Raw genomic sequence first — 20,124 nt, 5'->3', positions numbered from 1 at the left:
GTGGAAGCGTTCGCAGATACCATTTGTTTGCGGTGACATAGCTTTGGTTTTTGTATGATCGATATCATTAATAGCCAGATATAACTGGTAATCATGATGTTCGACTTTGCCACAATATTCAGTGCCTCTATCGGTTAGAATACGTAGCATGGGAAGCTCGTACTGTTCGAAGTACGGCAGTACTTTGTCGTTGAGTATGTCAGCCGCAGTAATTGGCGTTTTCGTGGTGTAGAGCTTAGCGAACGCTACTTTGCTGTATGTATCAACGAAGGTTTGTTGGTAGATACGCCCAACGCCTTTGAGATTACCCACGTAAAATGTATCTTGAGAGCCTAGATAACCTGGGTGAGCCGTTTCAATTTCACCACACGCTTCGTCATCATGTTTTTTCTTTTCAAGCGCAGCTACTTGAGCGTCGGTGAGAATAATACCTTCGTTAGCAACTTTATTTTCTAGTGCCTTGAGACGCTTTTTGAAGTTCTCTAGGTCATGACGTAGCCATATTGAACGAACACCGCTGCCAGAAACGAATACGCCTTGTTTTCTGAGTTCATTACTCGTTCTGTGTTGGCCATGAGCTGGATAATCGACAGCGTATTTAATGACGGCTTGTTCAGTTGCTTCATCAACTCTATTTTTTAAGTTTGGCGCTCTACGACTTTTATCAATTAACGCATCAAGTCCACCGTCTTCGACGAGTTCTTGATATCGATAAAATGTATCACGGGATACGCCCATCACTTTGCAGGCTCTTGATACGTTGCCAAGTTCTTCTGCAAGATTAAGTAAACCCGCTTTGTGTTTAATAATTGGATTGTTAGTATATAGCATGAGAGTTACCTCTTATATGTTTTGATTTAAAGATTCGACACCTTTTATCAAAACGGGTAACTCTCACTTTTTCAAGTTGATGTGTCAGATCTTGTCTGAACTAATACAGATAAGGTTTATTCTGAGCTTGCTCAACAACCACCTCATTTCAAGACTACTTCGCAACATAGAAGACTCAACGCAACTTGGCCTGACTTAGTTTGGTAACAATATTTAACCTACCCTTGCTTCTTTCTTATTTACTCGAATATAACTTTGGAGTAAAAGCCGTTTCAAAAGCAATTACTTTTTTAAGTAGCCATTGGCAATAATCATCCCACTTGGCCTCATCATATCCATCACATTCATATTTAACTTGAATGACAGCCGCTCTATTATCTTTTCCAATAACCCAGTCAAGGTCAAAACCTAATTGAGTTTCAATATTTTTTCTATTTAAAAATAATTGATTAAAGGCTTTTTCTTGTGTCTTAAAGTCATTAAATTTAATTAAAAGCCTTACAGCTACATGATCACGGCTAAAATTTAGCTGTAATTTTTGACCTGTAGCTAATGACTTAGAATGTATTAAGGACTTTGGCTGTATTTTTGTATTAACAAACGATTGACTGTTGTTCTCCAAAAGTTGTGGCATGAGCTTTTTCCAAAATGATATTCGTTTAGTATGTCGATTACCATTTTGTTTTGCTTTCACCTGACTTTCGGCTTTTTCTCTCATAGAAATTAAATAATCTTCAGTCTCTTTTAGTGGGATTATTTTATTTACACTAAGCGCTAATTCCTGCCCAAGCTGGTAAGGCTTAACTTCAATACATGTAATATCTAAACCATGCTCTCTGAACCACAAAACAGTGCTAGTCACTTCTTTTCTAAAATTGGCCGCAACTAAAATAACGCGCTGTTTAATATCTTCATTTAGAATTACTTCTGACTCCTCACTTTCGTCCAAGAATTCATAAATAACCTTAGAAGCGTCATCCGCATCCCCATCTAAACTTTTCAAATAATCTTTAAAGATAGAAATAATTTGTATAGTTGTTAACGTTGAGCAATAAGCTGCATATTTCATCGCCTGCCATACAACATCACGCCCACTATCATCTAATTTATTCTCAATAATTACTAAGTTACCTTCCTTATCCAACGCCAATAAATCTAAGCGCTCTCGGGTATCTTCAAATCCAGCGAACTCTTTTTGAATAATTAATAGCTCTTCACCAAATGCATTTGAATGATTTGCCAACCATTCCTGTAAATGGTTTCGCTCAGTAAAACCAAGCTCAGTAAAACTTTTATTTTTGATCGGTGTAATACTGTTTGACGTTCGGTCTATCTTAAACATTATGTTCCCTTTAATTTAGATATATTTTTAAACTTGCTAAAATCAAATTCTTATTTGGAATGTAAATTAAGTCACAATAAATACCCACATTATATGGTATTTAGTATTTGGAAGTTCGATTGATATTTAAGAGTGATAACTCAATAGTCTTCATTTATATTAACTCTTTATCACAACAGCGGCATTAGTTATATAGCAAGATTTTTTATCGAGATTGCATTCATACCACCCAAGTTTAGCTCCGTTTTCTCATAGCATGCGACCTTTAAATGTACAAAATTCAAATGCATCAACATTATTAATGTTTATATCTGTTTCAATCAAACTATTAAAAATTAAGTGCGTCGTAATGTTGTGAGCCCAATTAAACAAACCCAATCTTCTTCTTACCGCCCTCTTTAAGATCATTTTGCTCCTGTAAAATCGATAACATTCGCTCTTGAGTCATGCGCTTTTTTGAAAACTTCATTTGCCTTTTTACAATCGCGAAGTCACCTGGTGTGAGCTTTGTAAGCTTGAATAACTCATGCATTAAGTGCTTATTTAACACTCCTGGACCTAATGTATCTTTAAATAATTGCTTAGCCTGTACCGGAGTCAAATAGGTTAAATTTAAATTAAAATCAAATCGCCTCATTACCGCTTTATCTAAATTTTTAGCAAAGTTAGTTGCGGCAAAAAGTGGAAGTTGAAATTGCTCCATATGGCATAGTAATTCATTAACTGTTTGCACCTCCCAATTTGCATTCGCTTGTTCGCGGCTGCATAGCAAGCTATCCGCCTCATCGATAAATATTGCACTTCCTTCTTGTGTAGCTTGTTTAAATAGTTGAGCAATATTTTGCTCACTTTCGCCAACCCACTTGCTTAATAAGTCAGATGCTTTGACTGAAATAAGTTTAAAATCAGCTTTTTCGCATAAGTAATTTACAAAAGCTGTTTTACCTGTGCCTGGCGGACCCGTTAGTAGAGTTCGTGAACTCGAATATTCAATGACAGCCTCTTCTACCTGTTCGAGTGATGCATACTCAGACTCTATATTCACCATTTTAGGGTTAAACTTTTGCGCTGCTTGATAAGTTAATTCGTGAGCCGAAAAGCCGCATGCAGTTAAAGTGTCTTGAATATTCTCCTCTATGCATTCACGCGCACTCTGTGCTTTAAATCCGCATAACCTAGCTACATGAACAGCTTTAGCAATATGGGCTGGCAGTAAGTTTTGTTGAGTAGCTAATTTACTTATAAAACTGTTACCAACACTCAAACCTTTTACATATTTGCCAATCATTTTTTCTTTAGTTGCTTTGTTTAGTTCAGGAATTTCGTAAACAATATTAAATCGCCTAATAACGCTCTGTGGTAAATTCTCTAAATGATTGGTGATCCAAATACTCACTACAGGATGATTTTCAATATAGGTATGAAGTAACTCTTTTGAAAAGCTTTTAGAGAATAAATCACGCTCAAAAATGTTTTCACACTCATCCAGTAACAGCATTGTTTTTTTACGTTTACCTACCAACTTACTCACCACATTAAAGTGCTCTAAACGCAGCTCAGAGCTTGCGCTTCGGCTATCGAGCTCGTTTGTTGGATTTATTAAATTACTACCTTTAGCTTGTACCTTTAGCAGCTGCGAACCACAGACTTGCGCTATATATTTCGCCAATGAAGTTTTACCTGAACCTGGCACACCATAAAATAAAATACTCAATGCTTGCCCACCGGTCTTAGTCGCATTTTGCGTAGCTTTTAGTAATGTATTTAAATCTAGGTGAGATAAATCAGCAGCGCTAAGCTCAGAAGCTTCACAAGGAGTAACCAAGTTAGATAAAATATCACTTTCACTATTTAACTTACCCTCGAGAAGACTTTTAGCAATTGCGTTTGGTAGTATTAAAAACTCATCTTCCCCTGCAAATATCTCCATATCCATTGAATACATGCCAGATTCAATAATTAATCCAATTTGCTTGATGAGTAGTGCTTCATCAATACCAACCACATAAGCTATTTTTTCTAAAATAACGCTCGCATAATCGTCACGTAAGTATTCAACAAGTTCGCGTAATGGTTTACTGAGCGTCATACAGCACGAAAAAATAACTAAAGGAGTAACCGCTTTTGGTAGTCCAAACGCTTTACAGAATATATGCACATTATTTTGTAACGTTTTAGGCATTGTGTTTATTGCTAAATGATCTAATCTCGAGGTCAAATCATCAGCATCTAAGCCCTGTAAATTTGTATAGCTAAAGCCCGAAATGTTACACAAAGCCTTTTTAAATAGCTTATCTTGCCAAAGCTCTTCTACGTCGAATTCTTCTAATAATTCAGTGGCAAAGTGTGCCACAATACGTTTTAATTGAGGGGTTGTGTTCATGCTATGTACCTAGTTGTTTGTAATCAATAAGTACATAGTAACCGGTATAAAGTAGTATTTTATAACGTAAAAAATGCAAAACAAAACGAGCGTAATGCATTGATTTTAAATGGTTTTAGTGTGGTTTCTTTGGTTTTTTTTCATTGATAAATTGCAACACCTTGTAAGACACTGTTTTAAAAGAAAAAATTTAAATAAATTAGGTTGAAGCGTTAAAATAAACTTTATTAGGATTTATATGGAAATAATTAATAAAAACCCTGGCTCATGTGATAACCCTATTACTATCAAAAATAAGCACCAAAACTCAAAATTATCAAAAGAATATAGAGCTCGTGATGAGACATACATTCATCGCCCACTATTACAAAGCTCAACTAAAAACAACAATGGCGATGTATTTGCATTTGATAAAGCCCCTGAAGGAGACGAACATTTTGCTTTAAATGTTATCTCCAACCCTAACTTACAACCACTTGATATTAAAATAGCCTTAGCCTTATTTGAGATACTTGAATGGCGTCACAGTGGAGAAGGGAAAGTTTACCTATGTACCTCAAAAGAGTTAGACCTCGAAAATTATGGCGAATTTGGGATAGATATTGTTTTTAGCGATGGATTTGAAAGAGAAATAGACCCCACTCCGCTTACAAAGCAGCTACATAAGTTATTTAAAACTTCAGTTTCTACCGATACTTTGAATAAAGTTCTTACCCGCTTAGATAGCTTTCACTACATAAACGTAACCCCTGTTACTATGGCAAATTCAAAACTCGCTAAACCAGAACATAAAACGGGTAAGAGTAAAGCTTATCTTAAGCTAATTGAAATTAACGAAATGATGGATACAAAAAACCTCACCAATATTTGGGTTGTAAATAAGGAATTAAAATGAATAAACATAATTATTGCCGCAGAATTATGGAAGTGTACGGTGTTATTGTCGACTTTGAAGGGAATATTGCTAGAACTAATGTACCAGGCCCTATAGATGAAAATGAAACACTTAAAGGTTGGACTAATCGAGTTTTAGGTGATGACGTTTATGATGTCTCCTTTAGTTTGCAGCACACTTATGCACCACAAACTAGAATGGGCACTATTATTGATGACTCCCATGATGCTGCACAGCAAGCCAAAAAAATACTGAAAAACACAGTTAAAAATAAAACGGACCGCTTAAAGGAAGAGCTGGAGCAAGAATCGTTAAAACACCAGAAAAAAATTAAAAAGATTTTAGCTAAGCAAAAAACTAAAAAAGAAATACCCTTTGAGGTATCCGCTCCCAAAGCTGACGATTTAGATCTTGAGGAAGTTTATGGCTTAGCAAAAGATTTAACTCTGCACCCAATAACTGAGCAATTAATAGACTCCGCATTTAATCGTGAAAGTTTAACTCCTGAAGAATTAATCTTAAATTTAGTGATGTCGTTAAACTTACGTGTAGATGAACTCGATAAACTCAGAGACCTTAATCCTTAATATCGACTTATAGAGTTAGCATTTCTGACTATAAACCCAATCTCCACTTGCTTATTTAGCTAATTTATATAAATTAGCTAAATACTCTTCTCAAAGTACACTCTTATGAACGAGCAAGTGATATTCGATAATATCAAAACAGCGTTAAACAACGCGCCACGCAATCAGTTTACTGTCGAAATGCACCTACAAATGATTAAATACGCTGATAATTTAAAAAGCATAACTGCTAGAGAATTTTGCCAAGGTGTAGGGTTAAAAGACAGTTTTGGCACTGAATTTTCAAAAATGCGCAACCTCACTCAACGACTCAAAGCCGCAGGCTTAAGCACCGACTTGCTCTAATAACGCTTTCACAAGGATTAAACGAAACTCCAATGGCTATTAAAAAAACAGAACTCTATTCATCTCTTTGGGCAAGTTGTGACGAACTACGTGGTGGTATGGATGCCAGTCAATATAAAGACTACGTACTGACTATGTTATTTATGAAGTACGTAAGTGACAAATTTAAAGGCGATCCTTACGGCATGATAGTCGTACCAAAAGGTGCAAGCTACGACGATATGATTGCCGCTAAAGGCGATAAAGAAATTGGCGATAAAATTAATAAAATCATTTCAGCCCTTGCTGAAGAAAACGACCTTAAGGGCGTGATTGATGTTGCCGACTTTAACGATGAAGACAAGCTCGGTAAAGGCAAGGACATGATTGACCGCCTAACCAAATTGGTAGGTATATTTCAGGGATTGGACTTATCAACCAACCGCGCTGGCGGCGACGACTTATTAGGTGATGCTTATGAGTTTCTAATGCGTCACTTTGCTACTGAATCAGGTAAATCAAAAGGCCAGTTTTATACGCCATCTGAGGTTTCTCAAATATTAGCCAAAGTAGTGGGAATAACAAAAGATACCCCGCAAGATGCTACCGCGTACGATCCTACATCGGGCTCTGGTTCGTTATTATTAAAAGCCAGTGACGAAGCACCCCGAGGGCTGTCTATATACGGGCAAGAAATGGATAACGCGACTAGCGCACTCGCTCGTATGAACATGATATTGCACAACAATACAACGGCTAAAATTTTCAAGGGTAATACGCTTTCAGAACCACACTGGAAAGACGCAGATGGCCAACTTAAAACATTTGATTTTGCAGTCGCTAACCCGCCTTTTTCTAACAAAAACTGGACTAGCGGCTTAACGCCAGAAAACGATTTATATAACCGTTTTACGTGGGGCATACCACCAGAAAAAAACGGCGACTACACCTTTTTACTACACATTATTAAAAGCTTAAAAAGTACCGGTAAAGGCGCGGTTATCTTACCGCATGGTGTTTTATTTCGTGGTAATGCCGAAGCCACCATTCGTGAAAACCTAATCAAGCAAGGTTACATCAAAGGCATTATTGGCTTACCCGCTAACCTGTTTTACGGTACGGGCATTCCTGCTTGTATTATCGTGATCGACAAAGAACACGCGCAAAAAGCAGTTACTAATTTTAATGAAGACGATAAAAACCTACCGACCATTGAAGGTCGCTCTATTTTTATGATTGATGCTTCCAAAGGCTTTATTAAAGATGGCAATAAAAACCGCCTGCGCAGTCAAGATATTCATAAAATTGTTGATGTATTTAACAAAGGTTTACAGCTTGAACGCTTCAGCCGTTTAGTCACCTTAGATGAAATAGCCAAAAACGATTACAACCTTAATATCCCTCGTTATATTGACTCATCTGAGCCAGAGGATTTACACGATTTAAGCGCCCACCTGCAAGGCGGTATTCCTAACCGAGATATTGATGCCCTTGAGCATTACTGGCAGGTATTCCCAAGTATTCGAGCGACTTTATTCAAGCCAGCGCCTGAATTTAAACGAAGCGGTTACAGCCTCTGTATGCTGGAAGCCAGCCAAGTTAAAAGCAGCATTCTTGCTCATCAAGAATTTAAAGACTTTGCCAGCCGCAGCTTATTGCCATTTAAAAAGTGGATACCTGAAGCTAAATTAAAAGAGATAAAAGTAGGCGATAATCCAAAAGACTTTATCTTTAATATTTCAGAAAACTTGCTTAGCGCCTATGCCAATAGCGAACTACTCAGTAAATACGATATTTACCAAATACTAATGGATTATTGGGCTGATACCCTACAAGATGATGCTTATGTAATAGCGCAAGACGATTGGCAAGCAGGTAATACGTTACGTGAGTTAGTAGCTAAAAAAGGTGAAAAGCTTAAAGAAACGCCTGACTTAATCATCAACAAGAAAAAGTACAAAGCTGAACTTATTCCACCAAGACTTATTGTCGCTCGTTATTTTACTGATGAACAAGCACAGGTTGATGCTCTGCAAACTAAGTTAGATGAGGCCGTGCAATCACTAGAATCCTTAATTGAAGAACATTCAGGTGATGATGGTACTTTATCTGCTATTAGCAATAAGAAAGAAGCCATGCTCGCACTAAACGATTTTGCTGAGTTAGCTTGGAAGGGCTTAGATCGAGATCAGTTTAATGAATATCAAGAATTGAAATCACCTATTTATGATCTTCAAGAGCGCCTTCAAACTTTATCTGAACAGTCCATATTTGAATTAGCTAAAAATGCAAAAGGTAAACTCACCCTTAAAAATATTAAGGCACTATTAGATACAGTAGATGCCGAACAACAATCTCTACTTCAAAACTATATAGATCTAGATAAACAACTTAAAAATCAAAATAAGTTAGTTAAGGCATCCTTTGAGATCGGCTTGAGCAGAGTAGATAAGGCCATACTGTCAGGAGATAATTCTGTTTTCTTGCTAGAAATTGATACGGTTAGAACATTTATTAGTAACCTTGACTTAGTGACACAGTTCAAGGGCGAATTTAAAGAAGCTCAGGAAGCGCTCGATTTAGCAGTTTTTAACCAATATCAAAAACTCAGTATTGATGAAATCAAAACCCTAATTGTCGATGACAAATGGCTCGCCACATTGAAAATCAATATTGTTGCTGAAATTGAACGTGTCACCCAACAAATGGCAAACCGCGTTCAGGAGTTGGAAGAGCGTTATAGCACGCCACTGCCAGCATTAACAAAGTCTGTTGATGACTTAAGCGATAAAGTCACCGGTCATTTAAAAGCAATGGGATTGGAGTGGAGCAATGAATAACAACAATCCAACAAGCCATCAAACAAGGTTTGGTTTGCTGCCTTCTGACTGGAGCTGTCTCTCTTTAGGGGATTTGGTTCATGACGTGTCATACGGCTCATCTTCGAAATCAGCAAAAGTTGGTAATGTGCCTGTTTTGAGAATGGGAAACATGCAAGATGGGTTTCTTGACTGGAATGATCTCGTTTATACAAGCGATGCAGTCGAGATAAGCAAATATGAACTAAAGAAAAACACGGTACTTTTTAACAGAACAAATACTGTAGATTTAGTTGGTAAAGCAGCAATCTATCGAGGTGAACGTCCAGCTATTTATGCTGGATATTTAATAAAAATAAACAATAAACCTGAGCTACTTAATTCTGAGTACCTCAATTATGTTTTAAACACTAACCAAATAAAGTCTTATAACAAACTTATACTAAGTGTTGCGGTAAGTCAGGCTAATATTAATGGGCAAAAACTAAAAACCTACCCTATACCTGTTCCCCCACACATTGATGAGCAAACCGCCATTGCTAGTGCCTTATCCGATGTTGACACGCTATTAACGGAACTAGAAAAGCTTATCGCTAAAAAACAAGCGATTAAAACCGCCAGCATGCAGCAATTGCTCACAGGCAAAACCCGTTTACCGCAGTTTGCTACATACACTGAAGGCGCTGACGAAGGTAAGCGTAAAGGCACAAAATCCAGCGAACTAGGCAAAATCCCTGAGGATTGGGATGTTGAAAAAATAGGTTCAGTTGTATCAATAACTACAGGTAGTAGAAACACTCAAGATAAATTATCAAGCGGCAAATACCCATTCTTTGTTAGATCACAAACTATAGAGCGTATTGATACCTATTCTTTCGATGGAGAAGCTGTACTTACTGCTGGTGACGGGGTTGGTACAGGCAAAATTTTTCATTACATCAATGGCAAATTTGATTATCACCAAAGAGTTTATTTGATGCATAACTTTGGTGACCGAATTGACGGTTATTACTTTTATATTTACTTTAGCAATTTTTTCTACGATAGGATCATGTCTATGACAGCAAAGTCGTCTGTGGATTCTGTTCGCAGAGAAATGATTGCAGATATGTTGATTACACTACCATCAAAAGAAGAACAAGTCGCTACCGCCACTATCCTCTCGGATATGGATAACGAAATCCAAACCCTTGAACAACGCTTGACGAAAACGCGCCAAATCAAGCAAGGTATGATGCAACAGCTACTTACAGGCCGCACAAGGTTGCCATTAAAAAAACATGAGACTGAACAGGATGGAGGTAGCTAATGCCGACAGAACAAAGCCTTGCCCAGCTGCGAGCTCTGTTAAAAGAGTTATGCCATTTACCCGATGAAACTGAATGGGTGGAATTTAAGCATAATGTTGATGTGATTAAAATTGGCGAATATATCTCTGCACTCGCAAACTCCGCCGCGCTACTTGGCAAACAAACTGCGTACTTAGTTTATGGTGTAGATGATAAGACCCATGATGTAATTGGTACGAACTTTAAACCTTCAACTCAAAAGCATAAAGGGCAAGAGCTAGAGAGCTGGTTGTTACAAAAAACAGCACCCAAAATACATTTTCAATTTTACGAGTTTACCCATGTTAACGATTTACCTGTTGTTATTTTGGAGGTGCAGGCAGCAGCGCATACACCTGTGCAATTTGATGGTACAGAGTTTATTCGTATTGGCTCTTACAAAAAAAAGCTACGTGAATATCCCGAAAAAGAACGTGCGTTATGGCGCGTATTTGATAACACCCCGTTTGAGCAACAATTAGCAGCAGAAAACTGCAATGTTGAAGAAGTACTAAAGCTTATAGACTACCCTTCTTACTTTGACTTAGTTAACTTACCACTGCCTGAAGGTCGCGAAGGGATTTTAAATGCGCTTGAAGCTGATAAACTCATTAGTGCAACGCAAGCGGGTAAATGGCATATTACCAATTTAGGGGCGATATTATTTGCTAAAAAGCTGCAAGATTTTCAGCATTTAGCTCGTAAAGCCGTGCGGTTAGTACAGTATAAAGGGAATAGCCGAGTAGAAACAGTACGAGAACTCGAAGGTAATAAAGGCTATGCCGTTGGCTTTGAGGGACTTATAGACTATTTAAAGACCCTACTGCCTTCTAATGAAGAAATTGGCAAAGCATTTCGTAAAGAAGTACCTATGTATCCAGAGCTAGCAATACGCGAATTAGCGGCTAACGCTATTATTCACCAAGATTTTTCGTTAACAGGCACAGGACCTATGGTTGAGCTATTCGATACGCGCATGGAAATAACCAACCCTGGTATTCCGCTAGTCGATACAGACCGATTTTTAGATTCCCCACCCAGAAGCCGTAACGAAGCGCTAGCTTCTTTTATGCGTCGTATTAATATTTGTGAAGAGCGCGGTACGGGTATTGATAAAGTTATTTTTCAAACTGAGTTATATCAATTACCAGCTCCTTTATTTGAAGTAACAGAGCACCATACTCGTTCTGTTTTATTTGGTCATAGGGAATTTGCTGAAATGGACAAAGAAGATCGTATTCGTGCCTGTTATCAGCATTGTTGTTTAAAGCATGTAAACAGAGAGCATATGAATAATAAGTCGCTACGCGAGCGCTTTGCTATTGCAGAAAAGAATAGCGCAATGGTAAGCAGAATAATAAAGGATACAGTCCATGCGGGCTTAATTAAACCTTATGATGCCGATGCAGGAACCAAAGCAATGCGCTACGTACCACACTGGTATTAATTTGCTTGACCGTTGCTTGACTAGACAATCAATTAAGTGATTTTATAAAGCAAAAAAAAACATAACAAGCTGTAATTTATAAACTTTATTTAAATCAATTTGCTTGATTACTTTATAAATAAAGAGTTTTAATAATCTAAAATGTGAAGTTGAAATAATAACTATGACAGGAAAACTTAATAAGGACATTATATCGGTTAGTACATTACTCAAAAAGAGTAATTTAGCTATACCTAACTATCAACGCCCTTACAAATGGACACAAGCTAACCTTGCTGATTTGCTCGGTGATTTAAAAATTTATAGAGGTAAATTAGCTTACCGCCTTGGATCTATTGTATTTCATCAACATTCAGAAAAAAAACAAGAAACGCTCGACATTGTTGATGGGCAGCAACGTACGCTCACTCTTGTGCTATTAGTAAAAGCCTTGCTAGATGAACGGCTCAATACAAATGACTCCAATGCACAAATTAAACGCCAAGATGTAAAAACATTGCTGCTCTCACTTGAGCAACCAATTAATAATTTTTTACAACGTCAAACCTTTAATAGTGATATATCGCATCGTAATTTACATCAAAATTTTATGGCCGCTAAACGCGCGGTAGCACGAAGTGATTTTACCGAGGCCGATATTGAGTTTTTATTGAAACGCTGTGAAGTGGTTACTTTTGTACTTAATGATGTATCTGAAGCCTTTCAGTTTTTTGATTCACAAAATGCTAGAGGCCGAGATTTAGATCCGCACGATTTGTTAAAAGCCTTTCATTTACGTGAGTTTTCAGACGCTGAAACCGAATTAAAAGCCGATTCTGTGCGCCATTGGGAAAGCTTAGAGAGCGGACAGCTAGCACGATTGTTTGCTAACTACTTATTTCGTATTCGCAATTGGGCACAAGGGAAATCGGCACTGTATTTTAACAAATCACAAGTGGGATTATTTAAAGGGGTAAATCTTGAACAGGTTGGACTTTACCCATATGTAGAACCACTTCGCATTTCCCATCACTTTGTTGATGACTATAACGCGCAATATCAGCGCCATATTGATCATCAGCATATGCGTTTTCCTTTCCACCTTGATCAAATGATTATAAACGGTAGGCGCTTTTTTGAAATGACGAGTCATTATCAGCAAAAAATTGCTGAGATAGTGAGCGATGAACGTAATAGCAAAAATAACGACCCTAAGCAGCTTATTCGCATATTAGATAACGAACTAGAACCACGTGCTTGCGAAATTTTGCACACACTAAACAACTACAGTTCACGTACACGAACAGGTGATGGCTATATACGTAATCTATTTGATTGCGCGGTGATTTTTTATTTAGATAAGTTTGGCCCACATGAGCTATCGCAAGCTATAGAAAAGCTGTTTATTTGGGCTTATAGCTGCCGCTTGAAAATGCAGGTTGTTGGTATTGAGCGCATGAATAAACATGCACTCACCCATAATGTGTTTGAGCGAATAAAACAAGCAGTACAACCAAGTGATGTATTAAATTGGCCTTTACCAACATTGAAAAAGTCTGAATGTAATGGAACTAAGCTTACCGAGATCGCTAATCTGTTTGAGGAAATGAAGTACTATGAATAATGTCCAAGCACTCAAGGTGCAAAGCAGTAATGTCAATGCGAACAATCAGATACATAGTTACAAAGTTAAAGAGTTATTAAGTGATACTAACCGATATTTAGTCCCTATGTATCAACGTAACTATGCATGGGGTGAAGGTGAAATTAATCAATTAATACAAGATGTGTTGGATTATCAGGAAAATAAACCAATATCAAACCTATTATATTGGTACATTGGTGGTGTTTAAGCGCAAAGATGACAGCTATGAAGTCATAGATGGCCAGCAGCGCTTTACGACCCTTACCTTATTGGCTTTTGCTCTTAAACGTATGGTCACTAAGTATCAAGCCTTTGATATGGGTTGGTATGACGTAGTAAATCTCAGTTTTGAAAGTCGTCAGAAGTCATCTGATACTTTTGCAAGTTTGATTCAGGGCGTTGCTTTAGAGCACCTAAACACAGATGACTATAATTTAGATGTAATTAATGGTTATACATTACTTGAAAAGGGCCTATTAGCGCTTGGAGCTAAGCTAGAAGGGTTTTGCTCTTACTTATTCGATAAAGTAGAAATTACTCGTGTTTGTGTACCAGCAGATACCGATTTGAATCATTACTTTGAGGTAATGAATAATCGTGGTGAACAGCTTGAAAAGCATGAAGTGATTAAAGCAAGATTGATGTCGGTGCTAACCGATGACAATGATAAAGAATTATTAAGTAAGGTCTGGGACGCTACCGCTAATATGGAACGTTACATTCAGTATGGTTTTAACACAGATGAGCGCCACAGCATATTTGGTAAAGACGACTGGGGGCAATTTACGCCAATAAATTATGCTGATTTAGCTGCGTGTATTGAAAGCGTAGCCAAAACAAAACAGAGCGGAAAAGTTGAAAGCGCCTCTCTTTCGCTCAATGACATGTTAGCCAAGCCACCACCGTCATCTTTAGGGACAGATATTTCGCTTACACCTGAGCGCTTTAATAGCGTGATTAACTTTTCAAACTTCTTACTTCATGTGTTACGAGTTTTAACAAAGCAAGACATCGCATTAGACGATAAGCGCTTACTAGAACAGTTTGATAGATATTTAAAAGACAACAACAATAAAGTTAAAGCAGTAAAAGACTTCGTTTATGCATTATTAAAGTGCAAATACCTTTTTGACCAATTCATCATCAAACGTGAATTTAGTGACGGTAAAGATAAATGGAGCTTAAAACGTCTGCATTTTTATAATACAAAAAGCCAAAGCTATATAAACACTTTTGGTGGCAGTAATGAACTAGATGATGAAGATGGCTTTAAGGGAGAAAACCGAGTATGCCTAATGTTGCTGTCGGCTTTTCATGTTTCCACTCCGACTTTGGTTTATAAACATTGGCTCAATGCTGCTCTTTACTATCTATACAACGCAGAAGAAGTGGATTTTGAAGGTTACATGAAGCACCTAAGACGGGTAGCTAAACGCTTTATATTTGACCGTTTTCTCTCTCACCAAGAGGGTAAAACGTACTTTGAAATGATTTATAAGTCGAAATCAAACGACTATCCAAAAAATTTAACCGCAATTGATATTAATATTGATAAGCTGTGTTTTGGGGAAATAGAGAATAACTTTGTTTTTAACTATCTTGATTATTTGCTTTGGCGAAAAAAGCGTAATTCAACAGCTGTTATTTCTGAGTTCGAGTTTACATTTAGAAGCTCAGTTGAGCACTTTTATCCGCAACATCCAATGAATGACTTCGAACCACTTAAAGGTGGTTCGCTTCATGAGTTCGGTAATTTGTGCTTAATAAGTCATAGTAAAAATTCACGTTTAAGTAATTTCCCCCCTAAAACAAAACTTAATCATTTTACCGCTGGATTAAAGAAAAATCAGATCGATAGCCTAAAGCTATATGAAATGCTACAACTAATGGAGCAAGACGATAGCTGGGAAGACACCCAAATAATAAAGCATGGACAAGAAATGCTGTCTATTTTATGTGGTTCAACAAAAACAAAAAAGAAAACGCAAACAAGGAAGTAGTATGAGTAATGTCGGTCAATTAGAACGAAAAACCCAAAGCCGAGCAGTAACATTTTTCAAAGAGCAGCTTAATTACGACTATTTAGGTGATTGGGAATACCGCGAAGGCAACAGCAACATTGAAACGGCATTACTTACTAAATGGCTTAAAGCCCGAAGAACACCTGAAGCACTTATTAAGCGTGCATTACGAAAATTAGACGCTGCCGCAGCCCTAGGCGAAGGTAAAAAACTATTTGATGCTAATAAAGATGTATACCGGCTACTGCGTTATGGCATAAAAGAAAAAGAAGGCACGGGACAGCAAAATCAAACAGTTTGGCTGATCGATTGGGAGAACCCAGAAGCTAATCATTTTGCGATTGCTGAAGAGGTTACAGTAAAGGGTGAGTTAAAAAAGCGCCCTGATATAGTAATTTATGTGAACGGTATTGCGCTAGGCGTAATTGAATTAAAGCGCTCCTCGGTCTCAGTAAGTGAAGGCATTCGTCAAAACTTAGATAACCAGAAAAAAGATTTTATTCGTAATTTTTTTAGCACCATGCAACTGGTTATGGCGGGTAACGATACGCAAGGTATACGCTACGGTACTATTGAAACCTCTGAAAAATATTACTTAGAATGGAAAGAGCCAAATAGCACACAAGGCTTACCAGCTGCGGGGGTAACAGCAGACACCTTACTAGATACTCATCTAGCTCAATTATGCGATAAACATCGGTTTTTGCAGCTTATACATGACTTTATTGTGTTTGATGCAGGCGTTAAAAAAACCTGTCGCCATAATCAGTTTTTTGGTATTCAAGCCGCTAAAAAACATGTAACAGCAAAGCAAGATGGTATTATTTGGCACACTCAAGGCTCAGGTAAAAGCCTCACTATGGTGTGGCTCGCTAAGTGGATACGCGAAAACATAACGGACTCACGAGTATTAATCGTGACGGATAGAACCGAACTAGATGAACAAATTGAGAAGGTGTTTTCTGGTGTTGATGAAGAGATATATCGTCCCCAAAGTGGCCAAGATTTAGTTGCCACCTTAAACCAACCTAACCCTTGGCTATTTTGCTCATTAGTGCACAAATTTGGCCGCAATGGTGAAGCTCCCAGCGATAAAGACGATGAAGAAGCAACAAAAGATTATCTTGAAGCACTGACTAAAAACTTACCCAATGACTTTGCTGCTAAAGGCAACTTATTTGTGTTTGTAGATGAGTGTCATAGAACGCAGTCGGGTAAGTTACACGAAGCAATGAAAGCGCTTTTACCTGAAGCTATGTTTGTTGGATTTACTGGTACACCATTAATGAAAAAGGACAAGAAAAAGTCTTTAGAGGTATTTGGCCCATACATTCACACCTATAAGTTTGATGAAGCTGTAAATGATGGTGTAGTACTTGACTTAAGGTATGAAGCTAGAGATATAGATCAGCATTTAACCTCTGATAAAAAAGTAGACCAGTGGTTTGCTGCAAAAACAAAAGGGCTTTCAAACCTTGCAAAAATGCAGCTCAAACAAAAATGGGGCACGATGCAAAAAGTGCTCTCGAGTAAATCTCGCTTAGAGCAAATTGTTAGTGACATTTTAATGGATATGGAGATCAAACCTGCACTCATGTCTGGCAGGGGTAATGCTATGTTAGTTTGCGCAAGCGTTCATCAGGCCTGTGTTGTTTATGACTTATTTAGTAAATCAGACTTAGCTAACAAATGTGCAATTGTGACTAGCTATAAACCAGCAGCAAGTTCAATTAAAGGCGAAGAGACGGGTGAAGGTAAAACAGAAAAGTTATTTAAATATGCAACCTATCGCAAAATGTTGGCTGACTATTTTGAGCAACCGGAAGAAGAAGCAGCAAAACGCGTAGAAGAGTTTGAAAAAACTGTTAAAAAACGCTTTATTGAAGAACCTGGTCAAATGCGGTTACTTATTGTAGTAGATAAGCTATTAACCGGTTTTGATGCTCCTTCTGCGACCTACTTATACATTGATAAAAAAATGGCTGATCATAATCTGTTTCAAGCAATTTGTCGTGTAAATAGGCTTGACGGTGAAGATAAAGACTATGGTTATATTATCGATTATAAAGATTTATTTCGCTCATTAGATAAAGCAATTAAAGATTTTACCGCTGAAGCTTTTGATGGTTATGATGAAGACGATGTAGCTGGTTTATTAAAAGATCGCCTCAAAGAATCTAAATCTGATTTAGACAATGCATTAGAAGCTGTTAGAGCTTTATGTGAACCAGTAAAAGCACCAAGAAATACTAAAGACTTTATTCATTACTTTTGTGGTGAATCAGGAGTTGAACCAACAGATGAAAACGAACGCAATGAAAAAGAAGCACTGCGTTTAACCCTTTATCAAACCGTTGCCAAACTTATACGTGCGTACACCAATGTTGCAAATGAGATGGATCAAGCTGGTTATTCACTGACTGAAGCTGAAAAAATAAAAAAAGAAGTCGCTTATTTTGAGAAAGTTCGTGACGAAGTAAAACTAGCCAGTGGCGACTTACTCGAAATGAAACGCTTTGAGCCTGCAATGCGACATTTGCTTGATATGTATATTCGTGCTGATGACAGCGAAGTACTCATGGATTTTGAGGAACTTGGCTTAATAGATTTAGTGGTAAATAATAATGGCGCAAGACTTGATTCATTACCTGAAGGCATTAGAAATAATGAAGAATCGATGGCGGAAGCGATTGAAAATAACGTTAGAAAAACCATCGTTGATGAAAACCCTGTAAACCCTAAGTACTTTGAAAGCATGGCTACATTACTTGACGCTATTATTGCGCAGCGCAGAGAGCAAGCTATAAGCTACCAAGACTACCTAGAACAAATTAAAGCTTTAGCTAAAAAAGTTGTGAACCCGACTGGCAATAATGCCCATAACTACCCTACTTCAGTAGATAGCCCCGCCAAACAGGCTATTTACGATAATTTTGGCAATGATGAAGTACTTACAAGTAAAATTGATACCGCAGTGCGCTACACAAAAAAAGCTGAGTGGCTTGGCGATAGGTTTAAAGAGCGTGAGATTGTTAATGCAATTAGGCAAGAGACATCGAGTTATGAAGTCGATATTAATGAAGTTATGGAGCTTGTAAAAGCCCAAAAGGAATATCATTAGTGGATAAGGCTAATACTGAAGTGATACAAATTGGCGATATTGATGTTGAAATTAATCGACGAGACATTAAGAACATCCATCTAAGTGTTTTACCGCCCAATGGTAAGGTTAGATTATCGGTACCTAATAAAACAAGCGAACAAACCATTCGGCTTGCTATTGTTAACAAACTTGCTTGGATAAAAAAGCAACAAGTTGATTTTGCCAAGCAAGAACGACAGTCAATCCGTGAAATGGTCAATGGTGAGTGTCATTACCTTTGGGGAAAAAAATACCGACTAGCAATAAAAAAGCCTGAGGGTAAATTTACTGTTACCGCGAAAGGTAGCGGTCAATTAGAGTTAAAAGTGAATGAGAATACATCACCCGATAATTGCCTCAAGTTATTAAACCGTTTTTATCGTGATGAAATGCAACGATCAATTGAAAAGTTACTGCCCTCATGGCAAAAAAAGCTTGGTGTAAAAGCAGACTCACTTAATATCAAAAAAATGAAAACCAAATGGGGCAGCTGCAATATTCAGGCAAAGCGGGTTTGGCTCAACCTTGAACTTGCTAAAAAGCCACCTGAATGTTTAGAATATATTTTAGTGCATGAGCTAATCCACCTACTTGAACGACACCACAATGAACGTTTTAAAGCATTGATGGATAAGCATATGCATAACTGGCGCGAGCGCCGATACTTACTAAACAGCTTGCCTTTAGCTGTACTAGCTCAGACTTGATCTGACAGTTACCCGTTTTTTAATCGGTGACTGTCAGTCTAGATTTGAGCTAAATTTTTCTCAGCCCAGATCAATTTTCCATCTAATAAAGTTTCTAATGGCGTTCTGCCACAGCATATTTTTCCTTGATGAGTTCGGTCATTATTGTAATAAATCATCCATTCGTCCAGATCCTTTTGCAATTCCGCTAATGAGCTATATAGCTTTTTACGGAATGTAACTTGATAGAATTCATTGAGTATCGTTTTGTGGAAGCGTTCGCAGATACCATTTGTTTGCGGTGACATAGCTTTGGTTTTTGTATGATCGATATCATTAATAGCCAGATATAACTGGTAATCATGATGTTCGACTTTGCCACAATATTCAGTGCCTCTATCGGTTAGAATACGTAGCATGGGAAGCTCGTACTGTTCGAAGTACGGCAGTACTTTGTCGTTGAGTATGTCAGCCGCAGTAATTGGCGTTTTCGTGGTGTAGAGCTTAGCGAACGCTACTTTGCTGTATGTATCAACGAAGGTTTGTTGGTAGATACGCCCAACGCCTTTGAGATTACCCACGTAAAATGTATCTTGAGAGCCTAGATAACCTGGGTGAGCCGTTTCAATTTCACCACACGCTTCGTCATCATGTTTTTTCTTTTCAAGCGCAGCTACTTGAGCGTCGGTGAGAAT

The 20,124-nt window shown here is 37.7% G+C and carries 15 protein-coding genes; 11 read left to right on the top strand and 4 right to left on the bottom strand.

The annotated features are described in order from the left end of the window. From QT16_RS09530 to QT16_RS09520, 3 genes are all read right to left on the bottom strand, one after another. Positions 1-831: IS481 family transposase (locus QT16_RS09530; RefSeq protein ID WP_039488224.1), on the bottom strand; the 831-nt coding region annotated here is incomplete at its 3' end. A 235-nt stretch (positions 832-1,066) separates the two neighbouring features. Then, positions 1,067-2,173 (bottom strand): DUF4268 domain-containing protein, encoded by a 1,107-nt coding sequence (locus QT16_RS09525; RefSeq protein ID WP_052201263.1) that lies wholly within the window; start codon positions 2,171-2,173, stop codon positions 1,067-1,069. Between the two features lie 364 nt (positions 2,174-2,537). After that, the gene (locus QT16_RS09520) at positions 2,538-4,556 is read right to left on the bottom strand and encodes an AAA family ATPase (protein WP_039488222.1); all 2,019 of its coding nucleotides are present in this window, start codon (positions 4,554-4,556) and stop codon (positions 2,538-2,540) included. 238 nt (positions 4,557-4,794) lie between these two features. Between QT16_RS09520 and QT16_RS09515 the strand changes: the two genes are divergently transcribed. From QT16_RS09515 to QT16_RS09470, 11 genes are all read left to right on the top strand, one after another. After that, positions 4,795-5,451 carry a hypothetical protein gene (locus QT16_RS09515; RefSeq protein WP_039488220.1) on the top strand — a complete coding sequence of 219 codons (657 nt, stop codon included), beginning with the start codon at positions 4,795-4,797 and terminating at the stop codon, positions 5,449-5,451. Further along, the gene (locus tag QT16_RS09510; RefSeq protein WP_039488219.1) at positions 5,448-6,038 is read left to right on the top strand and encodes a hypothetical protein; all 591 of its coding nucleotides are present in this window, start codon (positions 5,448-5,450) and stop codon (positions 6,036-6,038) included. Before QT16_RS09515 ends, QT16_RS09510 begins: the two co-directional genes overlap by 4 nt. A gap of 105 nt (positions 6,039-6,143) precedes the next feature. Continuing rightward, the gene (locus QT16_RS09505; RefSeq protein ID WP_039488217.1) at positions 6,144-6,383 is read left to right on the top strand and encodes an HTH-like domain-containing protein; all 240 of its coding nucleotides are present in this window, start codon (positions 6,144-6,146) and stop codon (positions 6,381-6,383) included. Between the two features lie 32 nt (positions 6,384-6,415). Beyond that, the gene (locus QT16_RS09500) at positions 6,416-9,202 is read left to right on the top strand and encodes a type I restriction-modification system subunit M (RefSeq protein ID WP_082007387.1); all 2,787 of its coding nucleotides are present in this window, start codon (positions 6,416-6,418) and stop codon (positions 9,200-9,202) included. After that, positions 9,195-10,490: a restriction endonuclease subunit S gene (locus QT16_RS20435; RefSeq protein WP_052201262.1), complete on the top strand. Its 1,296-nt coding sequence runs from the start codon at positions 9,195-9,197 to the stop codon at positions 10,488-10,490. Before QT16_RS09500 ends, QT16_RS20435 begins: the two co-directional genes overlap by 8 nt. Beyond that, positions 10,490-11,956: an ATP-binding protein gene (locus QT16_RS09490; RefSeq protein WP_024612118.1), complete on the top strand. Its 1,467-nt coding sequence runs from the start codon at positions 10,490-10,492 to the stop codon at positions 11,954-11,956. Before QT16_RS20435 ends, QT16_RS09490 begins: the two co-directional genes overlap by 1 nt. Positions 11,957-12,119: 163 nt before the next feature. Then, the gene (locus tag QT16_RS09485; protein ID WP_039488216.1) at positions 12,120-13,559 is read left to right on the top strand and encodes a DUF262 domain-containing protein; all 1,440 of its coding nucleotides are present in this window, start codon (positions 12,120-12,122) and stop codon (positions 13,557-13,559) included. Beyond that, the gene (locus tag QT16_RS21000) at positions 13,552-13,788 is read left to right on the top strand and encodes a GmrSD restriction endonuclease domain-containing protein (protein WP_238719435.1); all 237 of its coding nucleotides are present in this window, start codon (positions 13,552-13,554) and stop codon (positions 13,786-13,788) included. Before QT16_RS09485 ends, QT16_RS21000 begins: the two co-directional genes overlap by 8 nt. After that, positions 13,781-15,580 (top strand): DUF262 domain-containing protein, encoded by a 1,800-nt coding sequence (locus tag QT16_RS09480; protein ID WP_238719434.1) that lies wholly within the window; start codon positions 13,781-13,783, stop codon positions 15,578-15,580. The genes QT16_RS21000 and QT16_RS09480 overlap by 8 nt, the downstream gene beginning before the upstream one ends. A 1-nt stretch (position 15,581) precedes the next feature. Beyond that, a complete protein-coding gene (locus tag QT16_RS09475; RefSeq protein WP_039488214.1) occupies positions 15,582-18,722 on the top strand; it encodes a type I restriction endonuclease subunit R in 3,141 nt (1,046 codons plus the stop codon). Next, the gene (locus QT16_RS09470) at positions 18,722-19,450 is read left to right on the top strand and encodes a M48 family metallopeptidase (RefSeq protein ID WP_039488213.1); all 729 of its coding nucleotides are present in this window, start codon (positions 18,722-18,724) and stop codon (positions 19,448-19,450) included. Before QT16_RS09475 ends, QT16_RS09470 begins: the two co-directional genes overlap by 1 nt. Positions 19,451-19,488: 38 nt before the next feature. Here QT16_RS09470 and QT16_RS09465 read toward each other — a convergent pair. Further along, on the bottom strand, positions 19,489-20,124 hold a 636-nt coding region (locus tag QT16_RS09465), incomplete at its 5' end, for an integrase core domain-containing protein (protein ID WP_039486341.1).

It is taken from the genome of Pseudoalteromonas distincta (genome assembly GCF_000814675.1).
GTDB classification, from domain to species: Bacteria; Pseudomonadota; Gammaproteobacteria; order Enterobacterales; family Alteromonadaceae; genus Pseudoalteromonas; species Pseudoalteromonas distincta.
This window is presented reverse-complemented; position numbering and strand designations above follow the sequence as displayed.

What these genes read in the sequence shown, in the direction of transcription:
- QT16_RS09525 (WP_052201263.1), bottom strand. Translation starts at nt 2,173, where the DNA reads ATGTTTAAGATAGACCGAACGTCAAACAGTATTACACCGATCAAAAAT.
- QT16_RS09520 (WP_039488222.1), bottom strand. Translation starts at nt 4,556, where the DNA reads ATGAACACAACCCCTCAATTAAAACGTATTGTGGCACACTTTGCCACT.
- QT16_RS09515 (WP_039488220.1), top strand. Translation starts at nt 4,795, where the DNA reads ATGGAAATAATTAATAAAAACCCTGGCTCATGTGATAACCCTATTACT.
- QT16_RS09510 (WP_039488219.1), top strand. Translation starts at nt 5,448, where the DNA reads ATGAATAAACATAATTATTGCCGCAGAATTATGGAAGTGTACGGTGTT.
- QT16_RS09505 (WP_039488217.1), top strand. Translation starts at nt 6,144, where the DNA reads ATGAACGAGCAAGTGATATTCGATAATATCAAAACAGCGTTAAACAAC.
- QT16_RS09500 (WP_082007387.1), top strand. Translation starts at nt 6,416, where the DNA reads ATGGCTATTAAAAAAACAGAACTCTATTCATCTCTTTGGGCAAGTTGT.
- QT16_RS20435 (WP_052201262.1), top strand. Translation starts at nt 9,195, where the DNA reads ATGAATAACAACAATCCAACAAGCCATCAAACAAGGTTTGGTTTGCTG.
- QT16_RS09490 (WP_024612118.1), top strand. Translation starts at nt 10,490, where the DNA reads ATGCCGACAGAACAAAGCCTTGCCCAGCTGCGAGCTCTGTTAAAAGAG.
- QT16_RS09485 (WP_039488216.1), top strand. Translation starts at nt 12,120, where the DNA reads ATGACAGGAAAACTTAATAAGGACATTATATCGGTTAGTACATTACTC.
- QT16_RS21000 (WP_238719435.1), top strand. Translation starts at nt 13,552, where the DNA reads ATGAATAATGTCCAAGCACTCAAGGTGCAAAGCAGTAATGTCAATGCG.
- QT16_RS09475 (WP_039488214.1), top strand. Translation starts at nt 15,582, where the DNA reads ATGAGTAATGTCGGTCAATTAGAACGAAAAACCCAAAGCCGAGCAGTA.